Origin of the sequence: Pseudonocardia sp. (genome assembly GCF_050246655.1) — a bacterium.
Classification (GTDB): Bacteria; Actinomycetota; Actinomycetes; order Mycobacteriales; family Pseudonocardiaceae; genus Pseudonocardia.
In genome coordinates this window covers 1-21399 of the sequence record NZ_JBFWVQ010000024.1, presented here as the reverse complement: position 1 = coordinate 21399, position 21399 = coordinate 1, and the positions used below count along the sequence as shown (strand labels likewise).

Below are 21399 nucleotides of genomic sequence, written 5' to 3'. Positions count from 1 at the left end.
ACGGCACGTACGGGAAGACCTATTTCCCGTACGTGCCGTTCGCTCGGGGTGCGGTGGGTGCGGTGGGTGCGGCGGGTGCGGTGGGTGCGGCGGGTGCGGCGGGACGGGGTGCGGCGGAGGACGGGGGCGGCACCGGCGCGTTCAGCTCCCGGTACACCGCGGGCACCACCTTGCGCAGGTAGCGGCCCAGCCGGACGAACGACGTGCCGGTGGTGCGGAAGCGGTAGCGGATCGGCACCTCGGCGTAGGCGAACCCCTTGCCGAGCAGGTCCAGCGTGAGCACCTGGGCGTAGTTGTAGTCGTGGACGATCTCGGCGGCGGCCGCGGCGGCGGGGGAGAAGGCCCGGTAGCCGCTCTGGCCGTCGGTGAGGTCGCGCCGGCGCGCGATCCAGCGCAGCACGGCCGTCAGCACCCGGTTGCCGAGGCGGCGGCGCGCGAGCATCCGCTCGATGTCGCCGGTGAAGCGCGACCCGACGACGTAGTCGGCGTCGCCGGCCAGCACCGGCGCGACGAGCGTCGCCATGTCCTCGGGGAAGTACTCGCCGTCCGCGTCCACGTAGACGACCGCGGCGGGCCGCAGCGCACAGGCCTCGGCGAGCCCGTGGCGCACGGCGGCCCCGAGACCGCGGTTGCGCGGCAGGGAGACGACGTGCGCCCCCGCGGCGGCGGCGCGGGCGGCGGTGGCGTCGGTGGACCCGTCGTCGACCACGAGCGTGACCACCGGCCTGCCGGCCACGGTGGCGGGGACCCGCCCGACGACGGCCCCGACCGTCGCCTCCTCCTGGTGGGCGGGCAGGAACGCGACGACGGGGGCGACAGCGGCGACAGCGGCGACCGGGAGCGGCGCGGGTCGGGGCGGCAGCGTGCGGGGCAGCCGGAACCGGCCGAAGTACCCCGGCGCGGGCACAGCGAGCGCCACGAGCCCGACGGTCAGTGCGTAGGCCGTCTTCACCGCGTGGGTGGTGAGTGCGACCGCGAACGCCGGGCCCGCGGGCACCCCCAGGCCGACGAGGACGGCCGTCGCCGCGGCCTCGTACGTGCCGAACCCGCCGGGGGTGACCGCCACCGCCTGCACGGCGATCGTCACCGCCGTGACGGCCACGGCGCCCCCGAACCCGAGGTCGAACCCCGCCACCCCGGCGATCTCGTGGACGACCGCGGCCTCCGCCAGCCAGGCCGCGACGACCGCCGCGAGCACGCCCGGCCCGGGCAGCCGCAGCCCCGCCCCGGCGCGCCGCAGCCGCACCGACCACGCCGCACCCGCCGCGCACAGACCCGCCACGAGCATGCCCGCGAGCACCCAGGCCCACGCGGGCGCCGCTGCGGCGAGGGCGGCCGGGGCGGCCAGCAGCGCGAGCCCGAGGACCGCGACGAGGTCCGCGCCGCGCAGCGTCACCGTGGACGCGATCACCGGACGTGCGGCCAGGCCGGTGCGCCGCAGCACGCTCGTCACGCGCAGGACCTCGCCCAGCCGCAGCGGGAGCACGTGGTTGCCCAGCAGGCTGACGTGCAGCGCCGCCCATCCCTGGCCCGGTGTGAGCCCGGGCAGCACCCGGCACCAGGCGGCGGTGCGCAGCCCGAACGCGGCGGCGTAGCAGCCCAGGGCGAGCAGCAGCCCGGCCGGGTCCGCCAGCACCGCGCCGACGACCGCCCCCAGCTGCGCCGGGTCGGCGACCCGCACCAGGTACACCACCGCCACGGCGAGGACGGCGGTCCCGATCACGGGACGGAGGCGGCGCACGGGAGCCAGCGTATGGTGCTGGCGGTCGAGACAGTCAAGCCTGCCCTTCACTTCGGTCAGGCCGTCCTCACCGGAGGTGTGGGTATGGCTCCTGTCGTCGTGACGGGATCGGCCGGGTTCCTGGGCCGCCTGCTCGTCGAGGCGCTGGCCGAGCGCGGGCCCGTCGTCGCGATCGACCGGTTGCCGCAGGCCCCCCGCCCCGGTGTGACGACGCTGCGGGCCGACCTGCTCGACGACGATCCGCGCGTGCGGGCCGCGCTCGCCGCCGCACCGGTCGTGCACCACCTCGCCGGCTGCCCGGACGTCCGCGACCCGCGCCCGGACGCCGACCGCCACCGCCGCCGCGACAACGTGCTCGCCACCCGCGCGGTGCTCGCCGACGTCGGGCCGGACGCGGCCCTCGTCGTCGCGTCGTCGTCGTCGGTGTACGGCGGCAGCCGCGACGGCCGGCCCTGCGCGGAGGCCGACCCGCTGCGTCCGCGGGGTGGGTACGCGCGCAGCAAGGTGGCCGTCGAGCGGCTCTGCGCGGCCCGGGCGGCGAGCGGGGCGAGGGTGGCGGTGGTGCGGCCGTTCACGGTGGCGGGGGAGGGGCAGCGACCGGGGATGGCGCTCGCCCGCTGGATCGCAGCCGCCCGTGAGGGGCGCCCGCTGCAGGTCTTCGGTTCGCCGCGGCGCACCCGCGACCTCACCGACGTGCGCCAGGCCGTCCGCGCGCTCGTGGAACTCGGCGAGCTCGTCGCGGCCGAGGTCCCGGTCGGAACCGTCAACCTCGGGACGGGGACGGCGGTGCGGCTCGGCGACGTCGTCGCGGCGATCGGGCGGGTGCTGGGCGCTCCGGTGCGGGCCGTCGTCGAGCCCGCGGCGGACGCGGAGGTGGAGCACACGCTCGCGGACACGGCGCGGCTGCGGGAGCTGCTCGGCTGGGTGCCGCGCACCGACATCGACGAGCTCGTGGCGCGGCAGGCCGCGTGGACGGGGACCGGGATCGTCGTCGCCGCCGGCTGAGTGGGCCCATCCCGCCGCGGATCACGCCCGCGCCGCGGTGCGGCGAACGCCCACGGGAGGGTGACAGCCGCAGGTTGGCGGCCGATCGGAGCAATCGCTCACCGTTCGTCCCGACCGGACCGCCGCTCGGCTCTGCCGTCTCGATCGGGGGTCACCGGAACGAGGATCGGCCGCGTAGGTTGCATCAGGACAGATCACGGCATGGTCACGATCGCACCCCGCGGCGGCAGCCCCGAAACTGCCACCGGCGATCGAGGACACGGGACTCCCCAATCCCGCCGGCTCCCCGAAGCCGGGCGTCCGCCCCCCTGTGCCGCCCGTCGACGAAGGCAGGAACGTGGCTCGGCATCGCTCCCCCGGGGGCCGGGCGCGCCGCAAGGGTGCGCACCGGACCTCTTCGACCCTCCCACTGCGCGGCGCTGCTGTCGCCGCCGTCACCGGAGGGGCACTCTCCGTCGTCGCCACCGGCGGCCTGCCGGCCGTGACACCCGGTGCCGACTCCACCGCCGCCCTGCAGCTCGCGGCGGAGAACCCCGGGTTCGTCGGCGCCGTCGAGGCGTCCGGCTCCGAGGACCGTGCAGACCGGCCCGACGACCGGGCCGACCGGGGGGACGACGTTCGGCGGGTGCCGTCGGTCGTCCCGGTCGGCGCGCGCTGGGGCCGTGACGGCGGCGGCGAGGACGATGAGCGGCGCGATCGGGCCGATCGCGACGATCGCGACGGCCGGGACGACCGGGGTCGCTGGGACCGCGACGAGCGGCGCGACTCCGACGACCTGGACGCGCTGCGCCGCGGCGAGGACCGGGCCACTGAGGCTCGCAAGCGCACCGACGAGGAGCGCTCCCGCGCGGACGCCGAGCGGAAGGCCCGAGAGGCCGCGGAGAAGGCGGCGGAGAAGGCCAAGGCCGAAGCGGCGCGCAACGGCGGGAACTGCGCCGGGCTCAAGACCGGCGGTCTCGGCGCGGTGAAGCCCCACGTCCGCGAGGCGGGGGGTGAGCTGGGCTGCCGCTTCGGCAAGCCGGTGATGCTCGGCGTCGCCGGGCGCGGCGGCCCGTCGGACCACCCGGGCGGGCTCGCCATCGACTTCATGGTCAACCGTGCCACCGGCGACCAGCTCGCCGAGTGCGCGCTGGCGAACATGAAGGCCCTGGGCGTCAAGTACGTGATCTGGCGGCAGCGGATCAACCACGGCAGCGGGTGGAAGGCGATGGAGGACCGCGGCGGCGTCACGGCCAACCACTTCGACCACGTCCACGTGTCGTTCAACCGCAGCGCGGGCGGCGGCGGCCTGACGGGCTGCTGACCGGGGTCGGCATCAGGGGCATCCCCGGGGCGGGCCCCGGGCGGGGCAGCGTACAACTACCCCATGGATGTCACCGGGCAGGTCGAGCTGACGTTCCGCGACGAGACGGTCCGCAGCGGCAACCACGTGAACCTCTCCGCCGTGCGCAGCGAGGATCGGTGGCTGTGGCTCGCGGGCGACGAGACGGCCACCGTCGAGCGCCTCACGCTGGACTCGTCCGCCGTGCCGACCGTCGGTGACGACCAGCGCAGCTTCGACCTCGCCGAGCTCGTCGATCTCCCCGGCCCACCGGAGCAGGAGGCCGACATCGAGGGCATCGCCCGCTCCGGGGCGTGGCTGTGGGTGGTCGGCTCGCACAGCCTCGTCCGCAAGCGGGCCAAGGCCCATCACGGCGAGGCCAAGGTCTTCCGCCGCCTCGCCCGCGTCCGCCGCGAGGAGAACCGGTTCGTGCTCGCCCGCCTCGCCGTCGAGGAGACGCCGGACGGGCCCGTCGTCGTCCGGGAGGCCGCGGACGGCCGCCGCTCGGCGCTCATCGGTGCCTCGGGCGCGCAGAACGTGGCCGATCTCCTGGCCGACGACGAGCACCTCGCCCCGTTCCTCGCGATCCCGTCCAAGGACAACGGCCTGGACGTCGAGGGGCTCGCGGTGCACGGCGACACCGTCTACATCGGTCTGCGCGGGCCGGTGCTGCGCGGCTGGGCGGTCGTGCTGGAGGTGGCGCCGGTCGACGAGCAGCCGGGGCGGCTGGCGCTCGCCGATCTCGACGACGGCCTCCGCTACCGCAAGCACCTGCTCGACCTGGGCGGGCTCGGCGTGCGCGATCTGTGCCCCGACGGGGACGACCTGCTGGTGCTCGCCGGGCCGTCGATGTCGCTGTCCGGTCCCGTGCGGATCTACCGCTGGCGCGGCGCCGCCACGTCCGAGACCGCGCGGGTCGTCCGCGGGGACGACCTGACGCTCGTCACGGAGGTCTCCCACGGGGCGGGAGAGGACCACGCCGAGGGTGTCGCGCTGCTGGCCCGGGGCGTGGACGGCGCCGCGCCGGAGCTGCTCGTCGTCTTCGACAGCCCGGGTCCGCACCGCAGGCCCACCAGCCATTCGGTGCTCGCCGACCGCATCCGGCTCAGCGAGCAGGGCCGTCCGGCCCACGGCGATGTGGCCCAACCGTTCGTCGCGGGAGCCGATGCGCCCGCCGGAGGATCGGTTGCGGGGGTGCCCGTTCCGTAACCGATCCGCTATCTTCAGTTCCGGATCACGCGCGACCCGCTCCCCGCGGAGACAGATCGAGTCACGGATTCCCCGATCCGTCGATCTGCCGGCACCCCCGAGGCCGGACCTCCGCCGGGTCGCATCGATCCGGAAGGCAGGTCGTGTCCCGGCACCGCACCCACGGTGGCCGGCACCCGCACCAGCGGCCCACGTCGGACGGCGCCGCGCTCCCCGGTGCGGCGCCGCGCCCCACCAGGTCCGCCCGCGCGCGGTCGCACGCCGCGCCGTCGGCCGTCGGCAACGGTCTCAAGGCCGCGGCGATGACGGGTGGCGCGCTCGCGCTCGTCGTGCCGACCCTTACCGTCGAGCTCGAGCCGCCCGCCCCGCCCCGGGCCGCGGACGCCGCGCTCCGCCTCGCCGCGGACGGTCAGGCGGCGCCCGCCCCGGAGATCCCGCGCGGCGTGTCGGTCGGCACGCCCGTCGTGATGGTGGACGGCGAGGACGTGATGCTGCCGAGCGTCGTGCCCGTCGCGCAGGACGACGACCAGCCCGCCCCGCCGCAGGCCGAGACCGCGGACCTGCTCAAGGCCGCCGGCCTGTTCGACCTGGCCCGTCAGCAGGAGGAGCGTCAGCGTGCCAAGGAGGCCGCGCTCAGCTGCGACGCCCCGCTGGGCGGGCTCGGCAGGGTGCGGCCGTGGGTGCGTTCGGCCGCGCAGTTCCTGGCCTGCCTCTACGGCGAGCCCCGCCTGATCGGGGTCGCGAGCCGCGGCAACTCCTACTCCGGCCACCCGCTCGGCCTCGCGATCGACTTCATGATCACAGGGAAGAAGGCCGACGAGCTCGCCCGCTGCGCCCTGGACAACAAGGAGCAGCTCGGCGTCGACTACGTGATCTGGAAGCAGCGGATCAACTACGGCGACGGCTGGCAGCGCATGGAGGACCGGGGCGGCATCACCGCCAACCACTACGACCACGTGCACGTGTCGTTCGTGCGCACCGGCGCGGGTGGCGCGCCGCTCTCGGACGTCTGCGGCTGAGCCCCGCTCACACCCCGATCCGCGCCGGCCTGCCGTCCTCGTCGTGCCAGATGTTGACGATCGCGGGTCGCGGTTGCCTCCCCGGCCCGTCCGGCCACGTCGACCCCGGTGCGTCGGGTGACGCGTCCTCCGTGTCGCCGGGGTGCTGCACGGCGATCAGCGTGAACTCGTCGGTGATCACCGGGCCGCAGCACTCCGCGCCGACCGGCGTGCTCGCGAACAGGGTCGTCCGCCCACGTGCCGGACCCTCCAGCGCCACGCCGTACAGGCCGTCGTTGATGTCGAGCGCCGCCGTGGAGTCGGTGGAGATCCACAGGTTGCCGTGGGTGTCGAAGGCGAGGTTGTCCGGCGAGGTGATGGGGCTGACCTGCGACCGGTCGAAGCCGGCGAAGTAGGTGGCCGGGTCCGCCGGGTCGCCGCAGATCAGCAGGATCGACCAGGCGAACGTCGTGGCCGCCGCGTCCCCGCCGTCCTCGACGAGCTCGATGACGTGGCCGTGCTTGTTGTCCGCGCGGGGGTTCGCGGCGTCCGGGCCCGCCTTGCCTGCCTTGCCGCGGTCGGAGTTGTTCGTGAGCGCGAGGTAGACCGTCCCGGTGCGCGGGTTCGCCTCGACGTCCTCGGGGCGGTCCATCTTCGTCGCGCCGGCCTTGTCGGCCGCCTCGCGGGTGAAGACGTAGACCTCCTCGGCGGTCATGCCGTCCACGTAGGACGTGGTGCCCGAGGCCAGCCGGATCCACTCGCCCGTCCCGGACGACGAGCCGTCCCGCTGGATGGGAGCCGCGCCGGGCCCGTCGAACCGGGCGACGTAGAGGGTGCCGAACTGCAGCAGCTGCCGGTTCGCCTCCCGGGCGGCCCGGTTCTCGCCGGGTGTGACGGTGCGGTCGGAGACGAACTTGTAGACGTAGTCGAACCGCTCGTCGTCGCCCATGTACGCGACCGGACGGCCGTCGGCGGCGAGGTGGATCGTCGCGCCCTCGTGCTTGAGCCTGCCCAGGGCGGTGTGCTTGACGGGACGGGCGTCGGGGTCGAGGGGGTCCACCTCGACGACCCAGCCGAAGCGGTGGACCTCGTTCGGGTGCTGCGCGATGTCGAAGCGTGCGTCGAGCCGCTCCCACTTCCGTTCCGACGCGCCCTCCTCGAACCCGTAGCGGGCCAGCCGGGCGGCGGCCACCGGGTCCGTGACGGCCTGGGCGTTGGCGAAGTACTGGTTGACGTTCTCCTCGCCCGACAGGAACGTCCCCCACGGCGTCGTGCCGCCGGAGCAGTTGTTCAGCGTGCCCGCGACGAGGCGGCCGGTCGGGTCGGCGGCCGTCTGCAGCGGCGGGGCGCCCGCGGCGGGCCCCACCAGCTCGAACTCCGAGGACGCCGTCCAGCGGCGGTTGCGCTCGTCGGTCACCGCCGTGAGCTGCCCGGAGGTCGCGTCCCGCTGCACGACGACCAGGGAGAGCCCGTGCGCGGCCTGGCCGACGCGGATCTGCTCGTCGGTGGGGGCGGCCTCGTCGTAGTCGCGGAACATCAGCGGCTCGATCGTGTACTCGTGGTTGACGAACATCAGGTAGCGCTCGCCGTCACCGGGGAGCGGTACGAGCCCGACGTAGTCGTTGTTGTAGCCGAACTGCGCCGCCTGGGCGGAGCTGGTCTGGGCGTCGAAGTCGAAGGCGGGCGCCCCCGGCAGCACCGCGTCGCCCCAGCCGATGACCACGTTCTGCGCGTACCCGGACGGGACGGTGACGGCGTCGGCCGTGTTCGGCACGACGGGCTCGTACCGCAGCCCGGCCGGGACGTCGCCGCCGTTCCCGCCGGACGAGCCCGGCCCGCCCGTGCAGGCGGCGAGCACCGGGGCGGCGCCTGCGGCGACGGTGAGCACGGCACCGGCCCGCAGCACGGCGCGGCGGTCCACCGCCCGGGCGAGCAGGTCGCCGAAGTACGGGTTGGCCGACGGGTTCGGGGCAGGCCGGGCGCAGGCGTCGCCGCACCGGTAGCGGCACGTCAGGCCCTGGCGACCCCGGTGGTGGGCGGGGAGGAGCGGGAGGACGCGTCGATCGGTCACGCAGCGAACCTAGGTAGTCGGATCGGGCACGGGGTGGATCGGGCGTGGACTCGGGGTGAACTCCCGCCGATCCGGGGAGACCGCTAGCGTGTGGCCGCGAAGCGTCTGCATCGATAGAGAGGGCGTGCGTCACATGCGCGTCGGCGTGCTCACCGGGGGCGGCGACTGCCCCGGGCTCAACGCGGTCATCCGCGCGATCGTCCGCAAGGGCGTGCCGGAGTACGGCTACTCCTTCGTCGGCTTCCGGGACGGCTGGCGCGGCCCGCTCGAGGCGCTCACCAAGCCGCTGGACATCCCCGCTGTGCGTGGCCTGCTGCCCCGCGGCGGCACCATCCTCGGTTCCTCCCGCACCAACCCGTTCGCGATCGAGGACGGCGTCGAGCGGATCCGCCGCAACCTGCAGAACCTCGGCGTGGACGCCCTGATCGCCATCGGCGGCGAGGACACGCTCGGCGTCGCCACGAAGCTGCACGAGATGGGCGTGAACGTCGTCGGGGTGCCGAAGACGATCGACAACGACCTGTCCGGCACGGACTACACGTTCGGCTTCGACACCGCCGTCCAGATCGCCACCGAGGCCATCGACCGGCTGCACACCACCGCCGAGTCCCACCACCGCGCGCTGATCGTCGAGGTCATGGGCCGCCACGCCGGCTGGATCGCGTTGCACTCCGGCATGGCGGGCGGGGCGAACGCGATCCTCATCCCCGAGGTGCGCTTCGACATCGACCAGGTCTGCCGGTGGGTGGAGGACCGGTTCCGGCTGGACTACGCCCCGATCATCGTGGTCGCCGAGGGCGCGACGCCCAAGGAGGGCGACGAGGTGCTGCTGACGGGGGATCGGGACGCCTTCGGCCACGTCCGGCTCGGCGGCATCGGGGACTGGCTGGCCCGCCAGATCGAGGAGCGCACCGGCAAGGAGGCGCGCACCACCGTCCTCGGGCACGTCCAGCGCGGCGGCACGCCGTCCGCCCGCGACCGCTGGCTCGCCACGCGGTTCGGCGTGCACGCCATCGACGCCGTCGCGGCCGAGAGGTGGGGCACGATGGTGGCGCTGCGGGGCACCGACATCGAGATCGTCCCGCTGGCCGAGGCCACCCGTGAGCTGAAGACCGTCGATCCGGCGCTCTACGCCGAGGCGGAGGTCTTCTTCGGGTAGCGCGGTCGGCGGCGCGGTCCGCCGATCATGGTCGGGCGAGGGAGTGGAAACCGCCGGACGCCCGATGGGCGTCCGGCGGTCGTCTCACCGCGGAGCGGGGCTCAGACGATCCCGTGCCGCGTGGCCGTGTAGACGATCTCGGTGCGGCGCCGGACGTCGAGCTTGTCGCGCAGGTTGCGCACGTGGAACTTCACGGTCGCCTCGCTGATCACGAGCCGCCGCCCGATCTCGCGGTTCGACATCCCCACGGCCAGCAGGCGCAGGACCTGGTTCTCCCGCTCGGTGAGCATCGCGGCACCGAAGCCGCGCGGCGGGCGGGCCGCGGCCTCCTCCGCGCGCAGCACGTCCACCACGAGGGCGCCTGGTCGGGAGTCGAACACGCTCTCGCCGCGCATCAGGGCGTGGGCGGCGCGCAGGATCTCGGCGGTGTCGGCGTTCTTGCGGAGGTAGCCGTGCACGCCGAGGCGGACGGTGCGGAGCATGACCTCGCGGTCCCGACAGCCGGTGAGGACGAGCACCTTCACCCCGCGGTGCCGCTCCAGCAGGATGCGGATGAGCTCGAGCCCCGCCGAGTCCCCGCGGCCGAGGTCGACGTCGAGGAGCACCAGGTCCGGCGGGCAGCGGTCCGCGATGACGAGCGCGTCGCGCGGTGCTGCGGCCTCGCCGATCACGGTGAGGTCCGGGTCGGCGCCGATGAGCTGGCGCAGGCCGTGCCGGACGATCGGCTCGGCGTCCACCACGAGTACGCGAGCCGTGCGGCGAGCGGCCGGCTCCGGTCTGTTCCGGTCCAGATCGCGGACGGGGTCGACCACGGCTTCGGTCGTCACGGACGTCCTCCTGCCTCGTCGTCGGCGGCGTTGCGCAACGGTAGGAGGTGCGACGTTGCCCGGACGTTGCACGCGGGAGCCTCGTCACGACCGGGTCCCCACTCCTTGCCGGGCGTGCGGGCCTGGGTGAAGATGTGGAATCGAGTGAGCGACGACGCTCGGGGTGTGGATGACTTCCGATCAGGCCGACCAGGCGCGCCGCGTCCGCGCGCCGGACCCGCGCGCCGACCTGGCCGCGCACGCTGACCTGCTGCGCAGGGTGTACGACGCGGCGATGAGCGAGGACGCGGCCGGGCTGCGGCCGCGCTCGCTCGTGTCGGACTCCTGGCAGCGCAGCCTTGCCGCCCGGGTCGATCCGGAGCGGCTGCGCCCGCAGGTGCGCGTGCCGGAGAGCGACCTGCTCGGCGTCCGCGAGGCGCACCCGCTCAACGAGGTGCTGCCGCTCCTGCGCAGCACCCTGGTCAGCATCGCGGACGAGGCGATGCACATCATGATCGTCACGGATGCGGACGGCGTGATCCTCTGGCGGGAGGGTGCGTCGTCGCTGCTCGGGCCCGCGGACGCGGTCGGCCTCGTCGCCGGTTCCACCTGGGCCGAGGAGGCGGCGGGCACGAACGCGATGGGCACCACCATCGCCGTCGACGCCCCGGTGCAGATCCACTCCGCCGAGCACCTCGTCCGCACGCTGCACGCGTGGACGTGCGCCGCGGCCCCCGTCCACGACCCGGACACCGGCACGATCCTCGGCGCCATCGACATCACCGGCCCGATGCACACGGTGCACCCCGCCATGACGCAGCTCGTGGCCGCCACCGCGCAGCTCGCGGAGAACCAGCTGCGCGTGCGAATGGCCATCGCCGACGAGCGCCTGCGGGTGCGCAACATGCCCCATCTCGCGAGCCTGCGCGGCCGTCCGGGCGCGCTCGTCACCCCGACCGGGCGGATCATCGCGGGCGAGCCGTACGGCACGTGGCCGGAGCGGGTCACGCTGCCCGCGGACGGCGACCGCGTCTGCCTGGACGACGGCCGCGAGATGGTCGTCGAGCGGCTCGCCGAGGGGTTCCTGTTGCACGCGCCGCGCAAGGCGCCGCGTGCCGCGCCGCGTCGCGCGCTCGCACTGCAGGTCATGGGCGCGCACCACCCGCGCGTGGTGCTGGACGGCAAGCCGGTGCCGGTGACGCTGCGCCCCGCGGAGCTGCTGGTGGCGCTGGCGCTGCACCCGGAGGGGCTCACCGCCGAGCAGCTCGCGCTCCTGCTCTACGGCGAGGAGGGCAACCCCACGACGGTGCGCGGGGAGGTGCACCGGCTGCGGCTCCTGCTGGGCGCGGACGTGCTGCGCACCCGCCCGTACCGGCTGGACGGCACGGTCGACACGGACTTCGGCACGGTGCGCAGGCTGCTGCGCGCCGGGCAGCCCGCCGAGGCGCTACGGGCCGCGTCCGGTCGCTTGCTGCCGCGCTCGGACGCCCCGGAGATCCGCGAGCTGCGCGACGAGCTGGAGGCGGGCCTGCGCCGGGGCGTGCTGCACGGCGGGGACGCGGACCTGCTGGCCGAGCTCGCCTGCCACCCCGTCGGCCGGGAGGACCTCGAGGTGCTGGAGCGGGCGGTCGCGGCGCTCCCGCCGGACGATCCGCGGCGGCCCGAGATCGCGGCCCGCTGCGCGCGCCTGCTCGCGGACGGCTGAGCACACCCGAGCCCGGCGGCTCAGCGCGCGCTGACGCGTGCCGCGGTCCGCGGGGTGAAGCGCATCTCGCGGGCGACGTCGCCGGGCAGCGCCGCGAGCCGGTCCGCCAGGTAGTTCTGGCGGACCAGCCAGGGGGCGCGCCCGCCCTTGCGGGGGAAGGCGCCGATGCCGCGGCGGATGTAGCCCGCGTCCAGGTCGTCGATGAACGGCCGTCGCGGGGTGTCGACCGTGGGTGCGGGCGTGGCGACCGCGTGGCCGTGACGGTCCATGTGCCGCAGCAGCCGGCAGACGAACCGCGCGGAGAGATCGGACCGCAGCGTCCACGACGTGTTGGTGTAGCCGAAGCTGAACGCGAGGTTCGGCACGCCGGAGAGCATCACCGCCCGGTAGGCGACGGTGTCGGCAGGCGCCACCGGCCGGCCGTCGACGGTGAGCTCCACGCCGCCGAGCGGGCGCAGCACCAGGCCGGTGGCGCACACGACGAGGTCCGCCGGGAGCGTCGCGCCCGAACCCAGCCGGATGCCCTCGGGGACGAAGCGGTCGATCGTGTCGGTGACGACGCTCGCCCGGCCCTCGCGGATCGCGGCGAACAGGTCGCCGTCCGGGGCGATGGTGAGCCGCTGGTGCCACGGGTCGTAGCGCGGCGTGAAGTGGGCGTCGACGTACGCCTCGTCGCCCAGCAGCCGCACCGCCGTCGTGCGCAGCAGCCGCCGCGACACCCCCGGGAAGGCCCGGAAGAACGTGTAGATGCCCTGGGTGAGCAGGACGTTCTTCGCCCGCACGATGCGGTGTGCCGACCGGCTCGACAGCCGGGCCCGCAGCGCATCGGCGAGGGCGTCCACGGCGGGCAGCGGCAGGACGTAGCTGGGGGAGCGCTGCAGCATCGTCACGTGCCCGGCCTCCCGCGCGATCGCCGGGATGATCGTGACGGCCGTGGCGCCGCTGCCGATCACGACCACCCGCCTGCCGCTGAGCTCCAGGTCCGCGGGCCAGAACTGGGGATGGACGACGGTGCCGGTGAACTCGTCGAGCCCGGGCAGGTCCGGCTGGTACCCGCGCGCGTAGTCGTAGTAGCCGGTGCACAGCAGCAGGAACGCGCACGTCCAGGTGCCGTCGCTGGTGCGGACGGTCCAGCGGGCGTCGCCCGACGACCACGACGCGTCCAGCACCGTCGTGCCGAACACGATGTGGCGCTCGACGTCGTGCTCGGCCGCCGCCTCCTGCAGGTAGCCGCGGATGTCGGCGCCGCAGGCCATGCTCGAGGCCCCCGTCCAGGGCTTGAACGGGTAGGAGTAGGTGTACATGTCGGTGTCGGAGCGCACGCCGGGATAGCGGAACAGGTCCCAGGTGCCGCCGAGGGCCGCGCGTTGCTCCAGGATCGTGTAGGCCGTCCCCGGGCGCTCCCGGGTGAGCCGGCAGGCGGCACCGATGCCCGACACCCCCGCCCCCACGATGAGCACCTCGACATGGCGGTCGGCGTCACCGTCGACGGGGCGGGTCGCGTCCATGGTCGGTCAGTCTCGCCGACCGGACCCCTCAGGCGAAATCGGCGGGCGTGAACTCCCGGGGCTCCACCATGACCAGCCAGTTGCCGGAGTTGTCGCGGAACACGGCCTCGACCCCGTACGGGCGCTCCTCGGGCATCTGCACGAACTCGACGCCCTTGGCGATGAGCTCGTCACAGGTCTTGCGGCAGTCGTCGGTGCGCAGGCCGAGGCCGCCCATCCGGCCGTCGGCCAGCGCCCGGCGGACGGCCTCGGCGAGCTCCTCGCCGAGCGGCGGGCCGGGCTTCATCAGCGTGATCTCGAGCTCCGGGTGGTCCGGGTGGGCGACCGTGAGCCAGCGGAATCCCTCGCCCATCGTGATGTCCGTGTCCTCGACGAAGCCGAGCGTGTCGACGTAGAAGGCCTTGGCGGCGTCCTGATCGGTGCAGTAGATGGTGACGAGCGAGACGTTCGTGATCATGCTGCCGAGCCTACGACCGCCCGTCGTCGCGTCGCTTCTCCGGAATTGCGGTGTCCTTCGGCTCCCGGTCGGAGAGGCCATGCATGAACACGTAGCAGCCCGGGATCCGCGGCGCCCCGCGCTCCGCCCACTTCGCCTGGTAGGCCGACGGCGACATCCCCACGAGTGTCCGGAAGCGGCTGGAGAACGAGCCGAGGCTCGCGTAGCCGACGAGCCCGCACACCTCGGTGACCGTCAGGTTCGTGGCGCGCAGGAGGTCCTGCGCGCGCTCGATCCGCCGCTGCGTCAGATACGCCGCGGGTGTGTGCCCGTACACCGCGGCGAAGCAGCGCAGGAAGTGGTACTTCGACACCCCGGCGACCGCCGCCAGCTCGTCCAGGTCGAGCGGGTCTGCGTAGCGGCGGTCCGCGAGGTCCCGGGCGTGGCGCAGGTGCACGAGAAGGTCCTCGGGCACGCGCAGGGTCACGACCCCCGACGGTAGCCCAGCAGGGGCGCGACCGTCCTCGTCGAGAACGACGTTCTGCAGCCCGAACGGCCCTGTTGATCAGCACAAGGTCGTTCTCGACGGCTACTCGACGGTGACCGACTTCGCCAGGTTGCGCGGCTTGTCCACGTCCCGGTCCAGGAGCACCGCGGCGTGGTAGGCGAGCAGCTGCAGCGGCACCGACAGCAGGATCGGGTCGAGCTCCGGCTCGTTGCGCGGGATGACGATGGTGCGGTCGGCGAGCTCGACAGGCAACTCCCGGTGCGCCACGGCGATCACGGGGCCGCGGCGGGCCTTGATCTCCGAGAGCGTGGAGAGGTTCTTCTCCAGCAGGTCGTCGTCGGGGACGACGGCGACGGTGGGCAGCTCGGGGCTCACGAGCGCGAGCGGGCCGTGCTTGAGCTCGGCGCAGGCGTAGGCCTCGGCGTGGACGTAGGAGATCTCCTTGAGCTTCTGCGCCCCCTCGCGCGCCACCGGCCAGCCGCGGCGGCGGCCCACGAACAGCACGGAGTCGCGGTACGCGATCTCCTTGGCCACGTCCGCGATCGCGTCCGACTGCTCGACGATCGCCTCGACCTGCGCCGGCAGCGCCTGCAGCCCGTCGAGGATGCGCCTGCCCTCGGTGGGCGACAGGTCGCGGATGCGCCCGAGGTGCAGCGCGAGCAGCCCGAACGCCGCCACCGTCGAGGTGAACGACTTCGTCGCCGCTACCGACATCTCCGGGCCGGCGTGGATGTAGATGCCGCCGTCGCACTGGCGCGCGATCGTCGAGCCGACGACGTTGACGATGCCGATCACGCGCCCGCCCTTGCGCTGCACCTCCTGCACGGCGGCGAGCGTGTCGATCGTCTCGCCGGACTGGGAGACGGCGACGTAGAGCGTGTTGGGCTCGATCACCGGGTTGCGGTAGCGGAACTCCGAGGCGGCCTCGGCCGACGCGGGCACCCGGGCGAGGTCCTCGATCATCTGGGCGCCCAGCTCGCCTGCGAAGCAGGCCGAGCCGCACCCGAGGATCTTCACGCGCCCGAACTCGCGCGCCTCCCGGATGCTGATCGTGAGCCCGCCGAGCCGCGCGGTGGAGAAGCGCTCGTCGATGCGCCCGCGCAGGGCGCGCTCCAGGGTCCGCGGCTGCTCGCGGATCTCCTTGACGAGGAAGTGGGCGTGGTCGCCGATCTCGGCGCCGACGACGTCCCAGTCGATCGTCGCGGGGCTCTTGGTGGTGGAGCGGTCGGCGAGGTCGAAGGTGCGGTAGCCGCCCGCGGTGATCGTGGCGAGCTCGCCGTCGTCGAGGTAGACGACCTGGCGGGTGTACCCGACGAGCGCCGCGACGTCCGAGGCGACGAACATCTCCCGCTCCCCGACCCCCAGCAGCACGGGGCTGCCGTTGCGGGCTACGACGATCCGGTCCGGGTGCTCGGCGTCGAGCACGGCGATGCCGTAGGCCCCGACGACCTGCTGCAGGGCCTGGCGGACCGCGGTCTCCAGGTCCTCCGCTCCGCCCGCGAACGCGGCGGCGACGAGATGGGCGATGGTCTCGGTGTCGGTCTGCGAGGTGAGCTCGACGCCGTCCGCGGTGAGCTTGGCGCGCAGCTCCTCGGCGTTCTCGATGATCCCGTTGTGGACCACGGCGATGCGCCCGGCCATGTCGGTGTGCGGGTGCGCGTTCTCCGGGGTGGGCTCGCCGTGGGTGGCCCAGCGGGTGTGGCCGATGCCGGGGGCGCCCTTGAAGCGGGCGGGGACGGCGGCGGTGAGATCGGCGACGCGGCCGCTGACCTTGCGGATCGCGAGCCCCTTGCGCGTCGCGACGGCGATGCCCGCCGAGTCGTAGCCGCGGTACTCCAGCCGGCCCAGCCCTTCCAGCAGGATCGGCGCCGCGTCCTGGGCGCCGACGTAGCCGACGATGCCGCACATGTGGTGTCTCCTCGCTTGTCGGTGGTTCTCCGGGGATCAGCCGTAGACGATCCGCCGCAGCTGGCGCGCGGTGAGCGCGGGAGCCGCGAAGCGGCGCTCCGCGAGCTCTGCGCCGAGCACGGCGAAGATCCGGTCGTTGGTGAGGCCGCCGGCCTTCAGCTCGGCGTGGCGGCGCCGGACGAAGGCCGGCACCTGCTCGCCGAAGTAGCCGACCACCTCGGCGACGACGCGCTCCGCCTCACCCGCGCTCAGCGGGGTGCTGCGGACGAGATGCGCCACGAGGTCGGCGTGCACGGCGTCGATAGTGCCCGCGCGGGACCCGGATCGGCAAATTCCTGCCCGATCCCGGGCAAGTTCGTGCGGGATCGGTAAGGTCCCGGTCCGCCATGATCCGCGGGTGTGGTACGAGGCGGTCACGGGTGGCCGCCTCGCACCGCAGACGCGGATCATCCGGCCGGTACGGTCCGTCCATGCCGATCGTCGCTCTCGTCCGGCACGGCCAGGCGTCGTTCGGCGCCGCGGACTACGACGAGCTCTCCCCGCTCGGCCGCCGCCAGGCGCAGGTCGTCGGGGAGGAGCTGGCGCGGCGCGGGCTGCGCGAACCGCTCCTCGCGCGCGGCACCCTGCGCCGCCAGCGCGACACCCTCTCGGCGCTCGCCGGCGCTGCGGCCTTCCCCGGCGAGCCGGCCGTCGACGCGCGGTGGGACGAGTACGACCACGAGGCACTCCTGCTGCGCTACGGCGGTCCCGAGCGGGCGGCGGCGGTGCGCGGGGATTCGCGGGCGTTCCAGGCGCTGCTCGACGTCGCCCTCGCGGCGTGGGACGCGGACGGCGGCTGGGCGGGCTTCGCGGACGGCGCCGCGGCCGCGCTCGCCGAGCTGGCCGACCGGCTGCCCCGCGGGCGCGACGCCGTGGTGGTGACCTCCGGCGGGGTGCTCGGGGCGCTGGCGGCGCACCTGGTCGGGGCGGGGGCGGCCACGGCGGTGGCGTTCAACCGGGTGGCCGTCAACGCCGCCGTCACGACGGTGATCGTCGGGAGCCGGGGGGCGAGCCTGCTCACGTTCAACGACCACGCGTTCCTGGACGGGGAGCTGCGGACCTACCGGTGACGGTGCCGGTCCCGGCCGGCGGTGCCGCAGCGCCCGGTGGGGCCTGCGGAGGCCCTGCCTCGCAGGCCGGGCCGCGCACCTCGCAGGCCGGACGCGCGCTTCGCAGGCCCGACCTCGCAGACCGGATGCGCGCTTCGCAGGCCGACCTCGCAGGCCGGGCGTGCGCCTCGCAGGCCCGACCTCGCAGACCCGGCGTGCACCTCGCAGGCCCAGTACGCGCCTCGCAGATGCCGCAGCCCCTGCGAGGCGTGTCCGAACCCTGCGAGGCGTGCCCGAACCCTGCGAGGACGGCCGCCCGCGAAGGCGCCTCGCAGACTGGAGGCGCCTCTCACGGCCCCGACCTCGCAGGCCGGACGCGCGCTTCACAGGCCGACCTCGCAGACCCGGCGCGCACCTCGCAGACCGAGCACGCGCCTCGCAGATGCCGCAGCCCCTGCGAGGCGTGCCCGAACCCTGCGCGGGCGGCCGTCCGGGGCGCACGCGCCTCGCGGGCTGGGGCGCCGGTCCTGGGCCTGACCTCGCAGACCGGGCGTGCACCTCGCAGACCGAGCACGCGCCTCGCAGAAGTCGCAGCCCCTGCGAGGCGTGCCCGAACCCTGCGAGGACGGCCGCCCGCGCCGGTGGGCCCGGTCCGCGCCGGTCGGCCCGGTGGGCCCGGGTCCGCCCCGGTCCGCCCCGGTGGCTGGTCCGCCCCGGTGGGCCCGGTCCGCGCCGGTGGACCCGGTGGGCCCGGTGAGCCCGGTGAGCCCGGTGAACCCGGTGAACCCCGAGAATGCGGACGGCGCCCCGAGCGGATCACCCGCCGCCACGGCTCACTTGATCGCCTGCGGGTTCACCGGCGAGCCGACGGCGCCGGTGATCGTCAGTGGCGGCGCGACGAGCTGGAACTCGTACACGCCGTCCTCCGCGCAGTCCTCGGCGAGGGCTTCGAGGTCCCAGATCTCGCCGAGGTGGATGCCGGCGTTGAGCAGCATGATGATGTGCAGCGGCTGGAACACGTCCGGGGTCTCGTTGGGCAGCACCTCGGTGCCCCACGTGTCGGTGACGACGGCGGCGACGTCGCGGGGGCAGAAGTAGTCCGCCGCGCTCACCCCCAGGCCCGGGGCGGGCCCGCCGGCGTAGTCGCCCCAGTTCCCGATGTCGCGGCGCTGCGCGATCTGGCCCGTCCGCACCAGGACGAAGTCGCCCTCCCCGACGGCCACGCCCTGCGCCTGCGCGCAGGCCTCCAGGTCCGCCTCCTGGATGGCCTCGCCCGGCTCCAGCCAGCGCCTGTCCTGGTGGCGGGGGATGTCGAGCAGCACGCCGCGCCCGACCATCCGGTCCCTGGTGTTGATGATGCCGTTGCGGGCCGCGCCGCGGCTCGTGACCAGCTCCGGCCCGTAGCCGTTGTACATCTTGCCGTCGTGGAAGATGTGCGCGAGCGCGTCCCACTGCGTGGAGGACTGCAGGATGATGTAGGCCGCGTCGTCGGTGTAGCGGATCTCGGCGAGGTGGTCCTGGGCGCCCGAGATGATGTCGCCGCCGTCCCAGATCATGTGGTGCAGCGGGTTGTAGCGGCCGAACGATCCGGTCTGCGGCCCGTTCTGGTCCAGCGGCAGCGCGAGCGAGAAGACCTTGCCCTTGCGCACCAGGCCCGCGGCCGCGCGCACCTTCTCCGGGGTGACGTGGTTCAGCGTGCCCAGCTCGTCGTCGGGGCCCCACTTGCCCCAGTTGTTGTACCGCGCGGCGAGCTCCCGCACGGTGTCGATGTTCGGAACGGTCTGCGTCATCGCGTCGGTCCCTTCCCGGGCGGGCGTGCGGTCAGTACATCGCGACGCCGGCGTTGACGTTCAGGTCCTCGCCGGTGATGGACGCCGCGGCATCGGAGGACAGGAACGTGCACGCGCGCGCGACCTCGTCGGCCTCGACGAAGCGCCCCAGCGGCGAGGCGGACGTGAACGCCGCCCGGGCCTCCTCCTCGCTCACGCCACGCGCCCGTGCCTGGTTGCGCACCACGGCGTCGATCCGGGGGCCCGTGACGGCGCCCGGGCACACCGTGTTGACCCGGATGCCGTGCGGGCCCAGCTCGTGGGCCAGCGTCCGGACCAGCCCGATGACGGCCATCTTCGCCGCCGCGTACGGGGTGCGGTCCAGCAGCGGCCGCTTGCCGGTCATCGACGAGATCGCGATGAGGCTCCCGCCCGCTCCCGCGTCGATCATCGCCGGGACGAACGCCCGGAAGGTGAGGAAGACGCCGTCGAGGTCGGTGGCGAGGCACTCGCGCCACTCCGCGAGGGTGATCTCGTGCAGCGGCGCGGTCGGCCCGGCGATGCCGGCGTTCGCGACGACGGTGTGCACCCCGCCGAAGCGCTCCAGCACGGCCTTGCCCATGGCCTCGACCGACGCCTCGTCGGCCACGTCGCAGGGGAGGGCGAGGGCGGTGCGGCTGCCGCCGTCGGCGCCCTCGATCTCGGCGAGCGTGTCGCCGAGCGTGGCGGGATCGCGTGCGGTCAGCGCGAGCGCGTACCCGGCATCGGCGTAGGCGAGCGCCAGTGCCCGCCCGATGCCGCGGTTCGCGCCGGTGACCACGGCCACCCGCGCCGCCGCGTTCCCGTGGTCCGCCACGGCGACTCCCTCCCCGCCGCCGGTCGCCCCTGACCGGCTCGGAACGAGCATGGGGCAGCTGCCGGGCGGGTTCCATGGAGAACCCACCAGAGATGCGGCCGGTTCTCCGGGTGGTTCCCCAGCGTGTGGCGTCAGCCTGCAGGCGCGCGCGTGGCGATGTTCTGCACGTCCCGGACGGTGAACGCCAGCTGCAGCTCCATGCGCACCTCGGTGGTGCGCAGGTCGCGCCCGACGATGGTCTCGGCGCGGCCCAGCCGGTAGGCGACCGTGTTCGGGTGCACGGTGAGCGCCGAGGCTGCCGCTGGCACGGAGCAGCCCGCGTCCAGCCAGGCGCGCAGCGTCGCGCACAGCCGCGAGCCGCGCCGGGTGTCGTGGCCCTCCAGCGGTCCGAGCAGGGTGTCGACGAACTCGGCCAGCTCGTCGGTCGCGCCGCTGCGCAACAGGTAGGCCGCGAGGCCGAGACGGCGCAGGTCCAGCACGCCGCCCGTCCCGTCCGCGGGGCACAGCGCCGCCGCGGCGACCCCGACGGAGAACGCCGTGGCGTAGTCGCCGGTCACCGGCGGGCCCAGCACCGTCGCGACGCGGGCACCCGGGGCGGCGCCGACCACCCGCTCGTGCACCCGCGCGAGCATCGGCACCGGGTCCGGCGTCACGGGCAGGACGACGACCAGCGCGCCCCCGTGCGCACCCACCAGCGGGCGCGGGCTCGACGTCTCGTGGTGGCGGACGTGGTCGGCGAGCTTCTCCGGCTCCGGCCCGCCCGCGACGCTGATCACCGCCAGCGCCTGCGGTCCGGCCAGGTCGTGGCCCAGCACCGCCGCGCGCTCCAGCGTGGCGGCCGGGATGCGGCCCGCGCCGCAGCGCAGGAGCTCCTCGACGAGGTCGCCCGCGAGCCGGTTCTCCGTGTCGATGCGGTAGCGCCGCTTCAACAGCTCGACGGCCACCACCAGCGCGAACCGCTCGACCAGCCGGCGTTGCGCCGGTTCGGGCTGCGCGGAGAGGCCCGTGCCCCACAGCCTGCCGACGAGCTGGCCGCCGATCACCACGGGCGCCACCCACGCGTGCCGGCCGTCGCGGCCCGTCACCGGCACGACCTCGTACCGTTCCCGCAGCGAGCGCAGGGCGTCGTTGATCGGACGGCGGCGCCGTGCCGCCGGGCCCGGCGGGGGTGTCGCGCCCTCCGGGGCGGACGCCAGCACGGTGCCGTCGACGTCCTCGATCGTCAGCGACGCCTGCAGCGACCCGGCGAGCGACTCCGCCAGCCGCTGCAGCCCCGCCTCGTCGAGCAGCAGCTGCATGAGCCTGCGGTGC

Annotated in this window: 18 protein-coding genes; 7 read left to right on the top strand and 11 right to left on the bottom strand. The window is 74.6% G+C overall.

Going from position 1 to position 21399, the window contains the following annotated elements; translation table 11 throughout:
• Nucleotides 1–19: 19 nt before the first annotated feature.
• Nucleotides 20–1741 (bottom strand): lysylphosphatidylglycerol synthase domain-containing protein, encoded by a 1722-nt coding sequence (locus tag AB7J25_RS10865; RefSeq protein WP_428507758.1) that lies wholly within the window; start codon nt 1739–1741, stop codon nt 20–22.
• A gap of 84 nt (nt 1742–1825) precedes the next feature.
• On the opposite strand from AB7J25_RS10865, the gene AB7J25_RS10860 reads away from it, so the two are divergent.
• The 4 genes from AB7J25_RS10860 to AB7J25_RS10845 all read left to right on the top strand — a co-directional run bounded on the left by AB7J25_RS10860 (nt 1826) and on the right by AB7J25_RS10845 (nt 6295).
• The gene (locus AB7J25_RS10860) at nt 1826–2746 is read left to right on the top strand and encodes an NAD-dependent epimerase/dehydratase family protein (protein ID WP_428507756.1); all 921 of its coding nucleotides are present in this window, start codon (nt 1826–1828) and stop codon (nt 2744–2746) included.
• 481 nt (nt 2747–3227) lie between these two features.
• Entirely contained in the window at nt 3228–4049 is an 822-nt protein-coding gene (locus tag AB7J25_RS10855) for a hypothetical protein (protein WP_428507754.1), read from the top strand.
• Nucleotides 4050–4112: 63 nt separating this feature from the next.
• On the top strand, nt 4113–5276 hold the full coding sequence (locus AB7J25_RS10850) for a DUF3616 domain-containing protein (protein ID WP_428507752.1): 1164 nt from the start codon (nt 4113–4115) through the stop codon (nt 5274–5276).
• 143 nt (nt 5277–5419) lie between these two features.
• On the top strand, nt 5420–6295 hold the full coding sequence (locus AB7J25_RS10845) for a hypothetical protein (protein ID WP_428507750.1): 876 nt from the start codon (nt 5420–5422) through the stop codon (nt 6293–6295).
• A gap of 7 nt (nt 6296–6302) precedes the next feature.
• On the opposite strand, the gene AB7J25_RS10840 is transcribed toward AB7J25_RS10845, so the two are convergent.
• Nucleotides 6303–8345: a PhoX family protein gene (locus tag AB7J25_RS10840; RefSeq protein ID WP_428507748.1), complete on the bottom strand. Its 2043-nt coding sequence runs from the start codon at nt 8343–8345 to the stop codon at nt 6303–6305.
• A gap of 133 nt (nt 8346–8478) precedes the next feature.
• Here AB7J25_RS10840 and AB7J25_RS10835 point away from each other — a divergent pair, with 133 nt between their 5' ends.
• On the top strand, nt 8479–9504 hold the full coding sequence (locus tag AB7J25_RS10835) for a 6-phosphofructokinase (RefSeq protein WP_428507831.1): 1026 nt from the start codon (nt 8479–8481) through the stop codon (nt 9502–9504).
• Nucleotides 9505–9605: 101 nt separating this feature from the next.
• Here AB7J25_RS10835 and AB7J25_RS10830 read toward each other — a convergent pair whose 3' ends face one another.
• A complete protein-coding gene (locus tag AB7J25_RS10830) occupies nt 9606–10331 on the bottom strand; it encodes a LuxR C-terminal-related transcriptional regulator (RefSeq protein WP_428507746.1) in 726 nt (241 codons plus the stop codon).
• A gap of 169 nt (nt 10332–10500) precedes the next feature.
• On the opposite strand from AB7J25_RS10830, the gene AB7J25_RS10825 reads away from it, so the two are divergent.
• Nucleotides 10501–12015 carry a GAF domain-containing protein gene (locus AB7J25_RS10825; protein ID WP_428507744.1) on the top strand — a complete coding sequence of 505 codons (1515 nt, stop codon included), beginning with the start codon at nt 10501–10503 and terminating at the stop codon, nt 12013–12015.
• Nucleotides 12016–12035: 20 nt separating this feature from the next.
• Here AB7J25_RS10825 and AB7J25_RS10820 read toward each other — a convergent pair whose 3' ends face one another.
• The 5 genes from AB7J25_RS10820 to AB7J25_RS10800 all read right to left on the bottom strand — a co-directional run bounded on the left by AB7J25_RS10820 (nt 12036) and on the right by AB7J25_RS10800 (nt 16669).
• Nucleotides 12036–13523 carry a flavin-containing monooxygenase gene (locus AB7J25_RS10820; protein ID WP_428507742.1) on the bottom strand — a complete coding sequence of 496 codons (1488 nt, stop codon included), beginning with the start codon at nt 13521–13523 and terminating at the stop codon, nt 12036–12038.
• Between the two features lie 28 nt (nt 13524–13551).
• Nucleotides 13552–13980 (bottom strand): VOC family protein, encoded by a 429-nt coding sequence (locus AB7J25_RS10815; protein WP_428507740.1) that lies wholly within the window; start codon nt 13978–13980, stop codon nt 13552–13554.
• Between the two features lie 10 nt (nt 13981–13990).
• Nucleotides 13991–14446, bottom strand: coding sequence for a helix-turn-helix transcriptional regulator (locus tag AB7J25_RS10810; protein WP_428507738.1), 456 nt, complete (start codon nt 14444–14446; stop codon nt 13991–13993).
• Nucleotides 14447–14548: 102 nt separating this feature from the next.
• Nucleotides 14549–16375: a glutamine--fructose-6-phosphate transaminase (isomerizing) gene (gene glmS / locus AB7J25_RS10805; RefSeq protein WP_428507736.1), complete on the bottom strand. Its 1827-nt coding sequence runs from the start codon at nt 16373–16375 to the stop codon at nt 14549–14551.
• Between the two features lie 36 nt (nt 16376–16411).
• Nucleotides 16412–16669 carry a hypothetical protein gene (locus AB7J25_RS10800; RefSeq protein WP_428507734.1) on the bottom strand — a complete coding sequence of 86 codons (258 nt, stop codon included), beginning with the start codon at nt 16667–16669 and terminating at the stop codon, nt 16412–16414.
• A gap of 176 nt (nt 16670–16845) precedes the next feature.
• Here AB7J25_RS10800 and AB7J25_RS10795 point away from each other — a divergent pair, with 176 nt between their 5' ends.
• Complete coding sequence (locus AB7J25_RS10795; RefSeq protein WP_428507732.1) at nt 16846–17484, top strand: histidine phosphatase family protein; 639 nt, start codon at nt 16846–16848, stop codon at nt 17482–17484.
• Nucleotides 17485–18296: 812 nt separating this feature from the next.
• Here the strand turns inward: AB7J25_RS10795 and AB7J25_RS10790 are convergent.
• The 3 genes from AB7J25_RS10790 to AB7J25_RS10780 all read right to left on the bottom strand — a co-directional run.
• Nucleotides 18297–19253 (bottom strand): cyclase family protein, encoded by a 957-nt coding sequence (locus AB7J25_RS10790; protein ID WP_428507730.1) that lies wholly within the window; start codon nt 19251–19253, stop codon nt 18297–18299.
• Nucleotides 19254–19284: 31 nt separating this feature from the next.
• On the bottom strand, nt 19285–20088 hold the full coding sequence (locus tag AB7J25_RS10785) for an SDR family NAD(P)-dependent oxidoreductase (protein WP_428507728.1): 804 nt from the start codon (nt 20086–20088) through the stop codon (nt 19285–19287).
• 131 nt (nt 20089–20219) lie between these two features.
• The coding region (locus tag AB7J25_RS10780) for a PucR family transcriptional regulator (protein ID WP_428507726.1) at nt 20220–21399 on the bottom strand (1180 nt) is incomplete at its 5' end.

Coding starts and splice junctions, on each gene's coding strand:
- AB7J25_RS10825 (WP_428507744.1), top strand. CDS start 10,501: ATGACTTCCGATCAGGCCGACCAGGCGCGCCGCGTCCGCGCGCCGGAC.
- AB7J25_RS10815 (WP_428507740.1), bottom strand. CDS start 13,980: ATGATCACGAACGTCTCGCTCGTCACCATCTACTGCACCGATCAGGAC.
- AB7J25_RS10835 (WP_428507831.1), top strand. CDS start 8,479: ATGCGCGTCGGCGTGCTCACCGGGGGCGGCGACTGCCCCGGGCTCAAC.
- AB7J25_RS10790 (WP_428507730.1), bottom strand. CDS start 19,253: ATGACGCAGACCGTTCCGAACATCGACACCGTGCGGGAGCTCGCCGCG.
- glmS (WP_428507736.1), bottom strand. CDS start 16,375: ATGTGCGGCATCGTCGGCTACGTCGGCGCCCAGGACGCGGCGCCGATC.
- AB7J25_RS10860 (WP_428507756.1), top strand. CDS start 1,826: ATGGCTCCTGTCGTCGTGACGGGATCGGCCGGGTTCCTGGGCCGCCTG.
- AB7J25_RS10795 (WP_428507732.1), top strand. CDS start 16,846: ATGCCGATCGTCGCTCTCGTCCGGCACGGCCAGGCGTCGTTCGGCGCC.
- AB7J25_RS10820 (WP_428507742.1), bottom strand. CDS start 13,523: ATGGACGCGACCCGCCCCGTCGACGGTGACGCCGACCGCCATGTCGAG.
- AB7J25_RS10850 (WP_428507752.1), top strand. CDS start 4,113: ATGGATGTCACCGGGCAGGTCGAGCTGACGTTCCGCGACGAGACGGTC.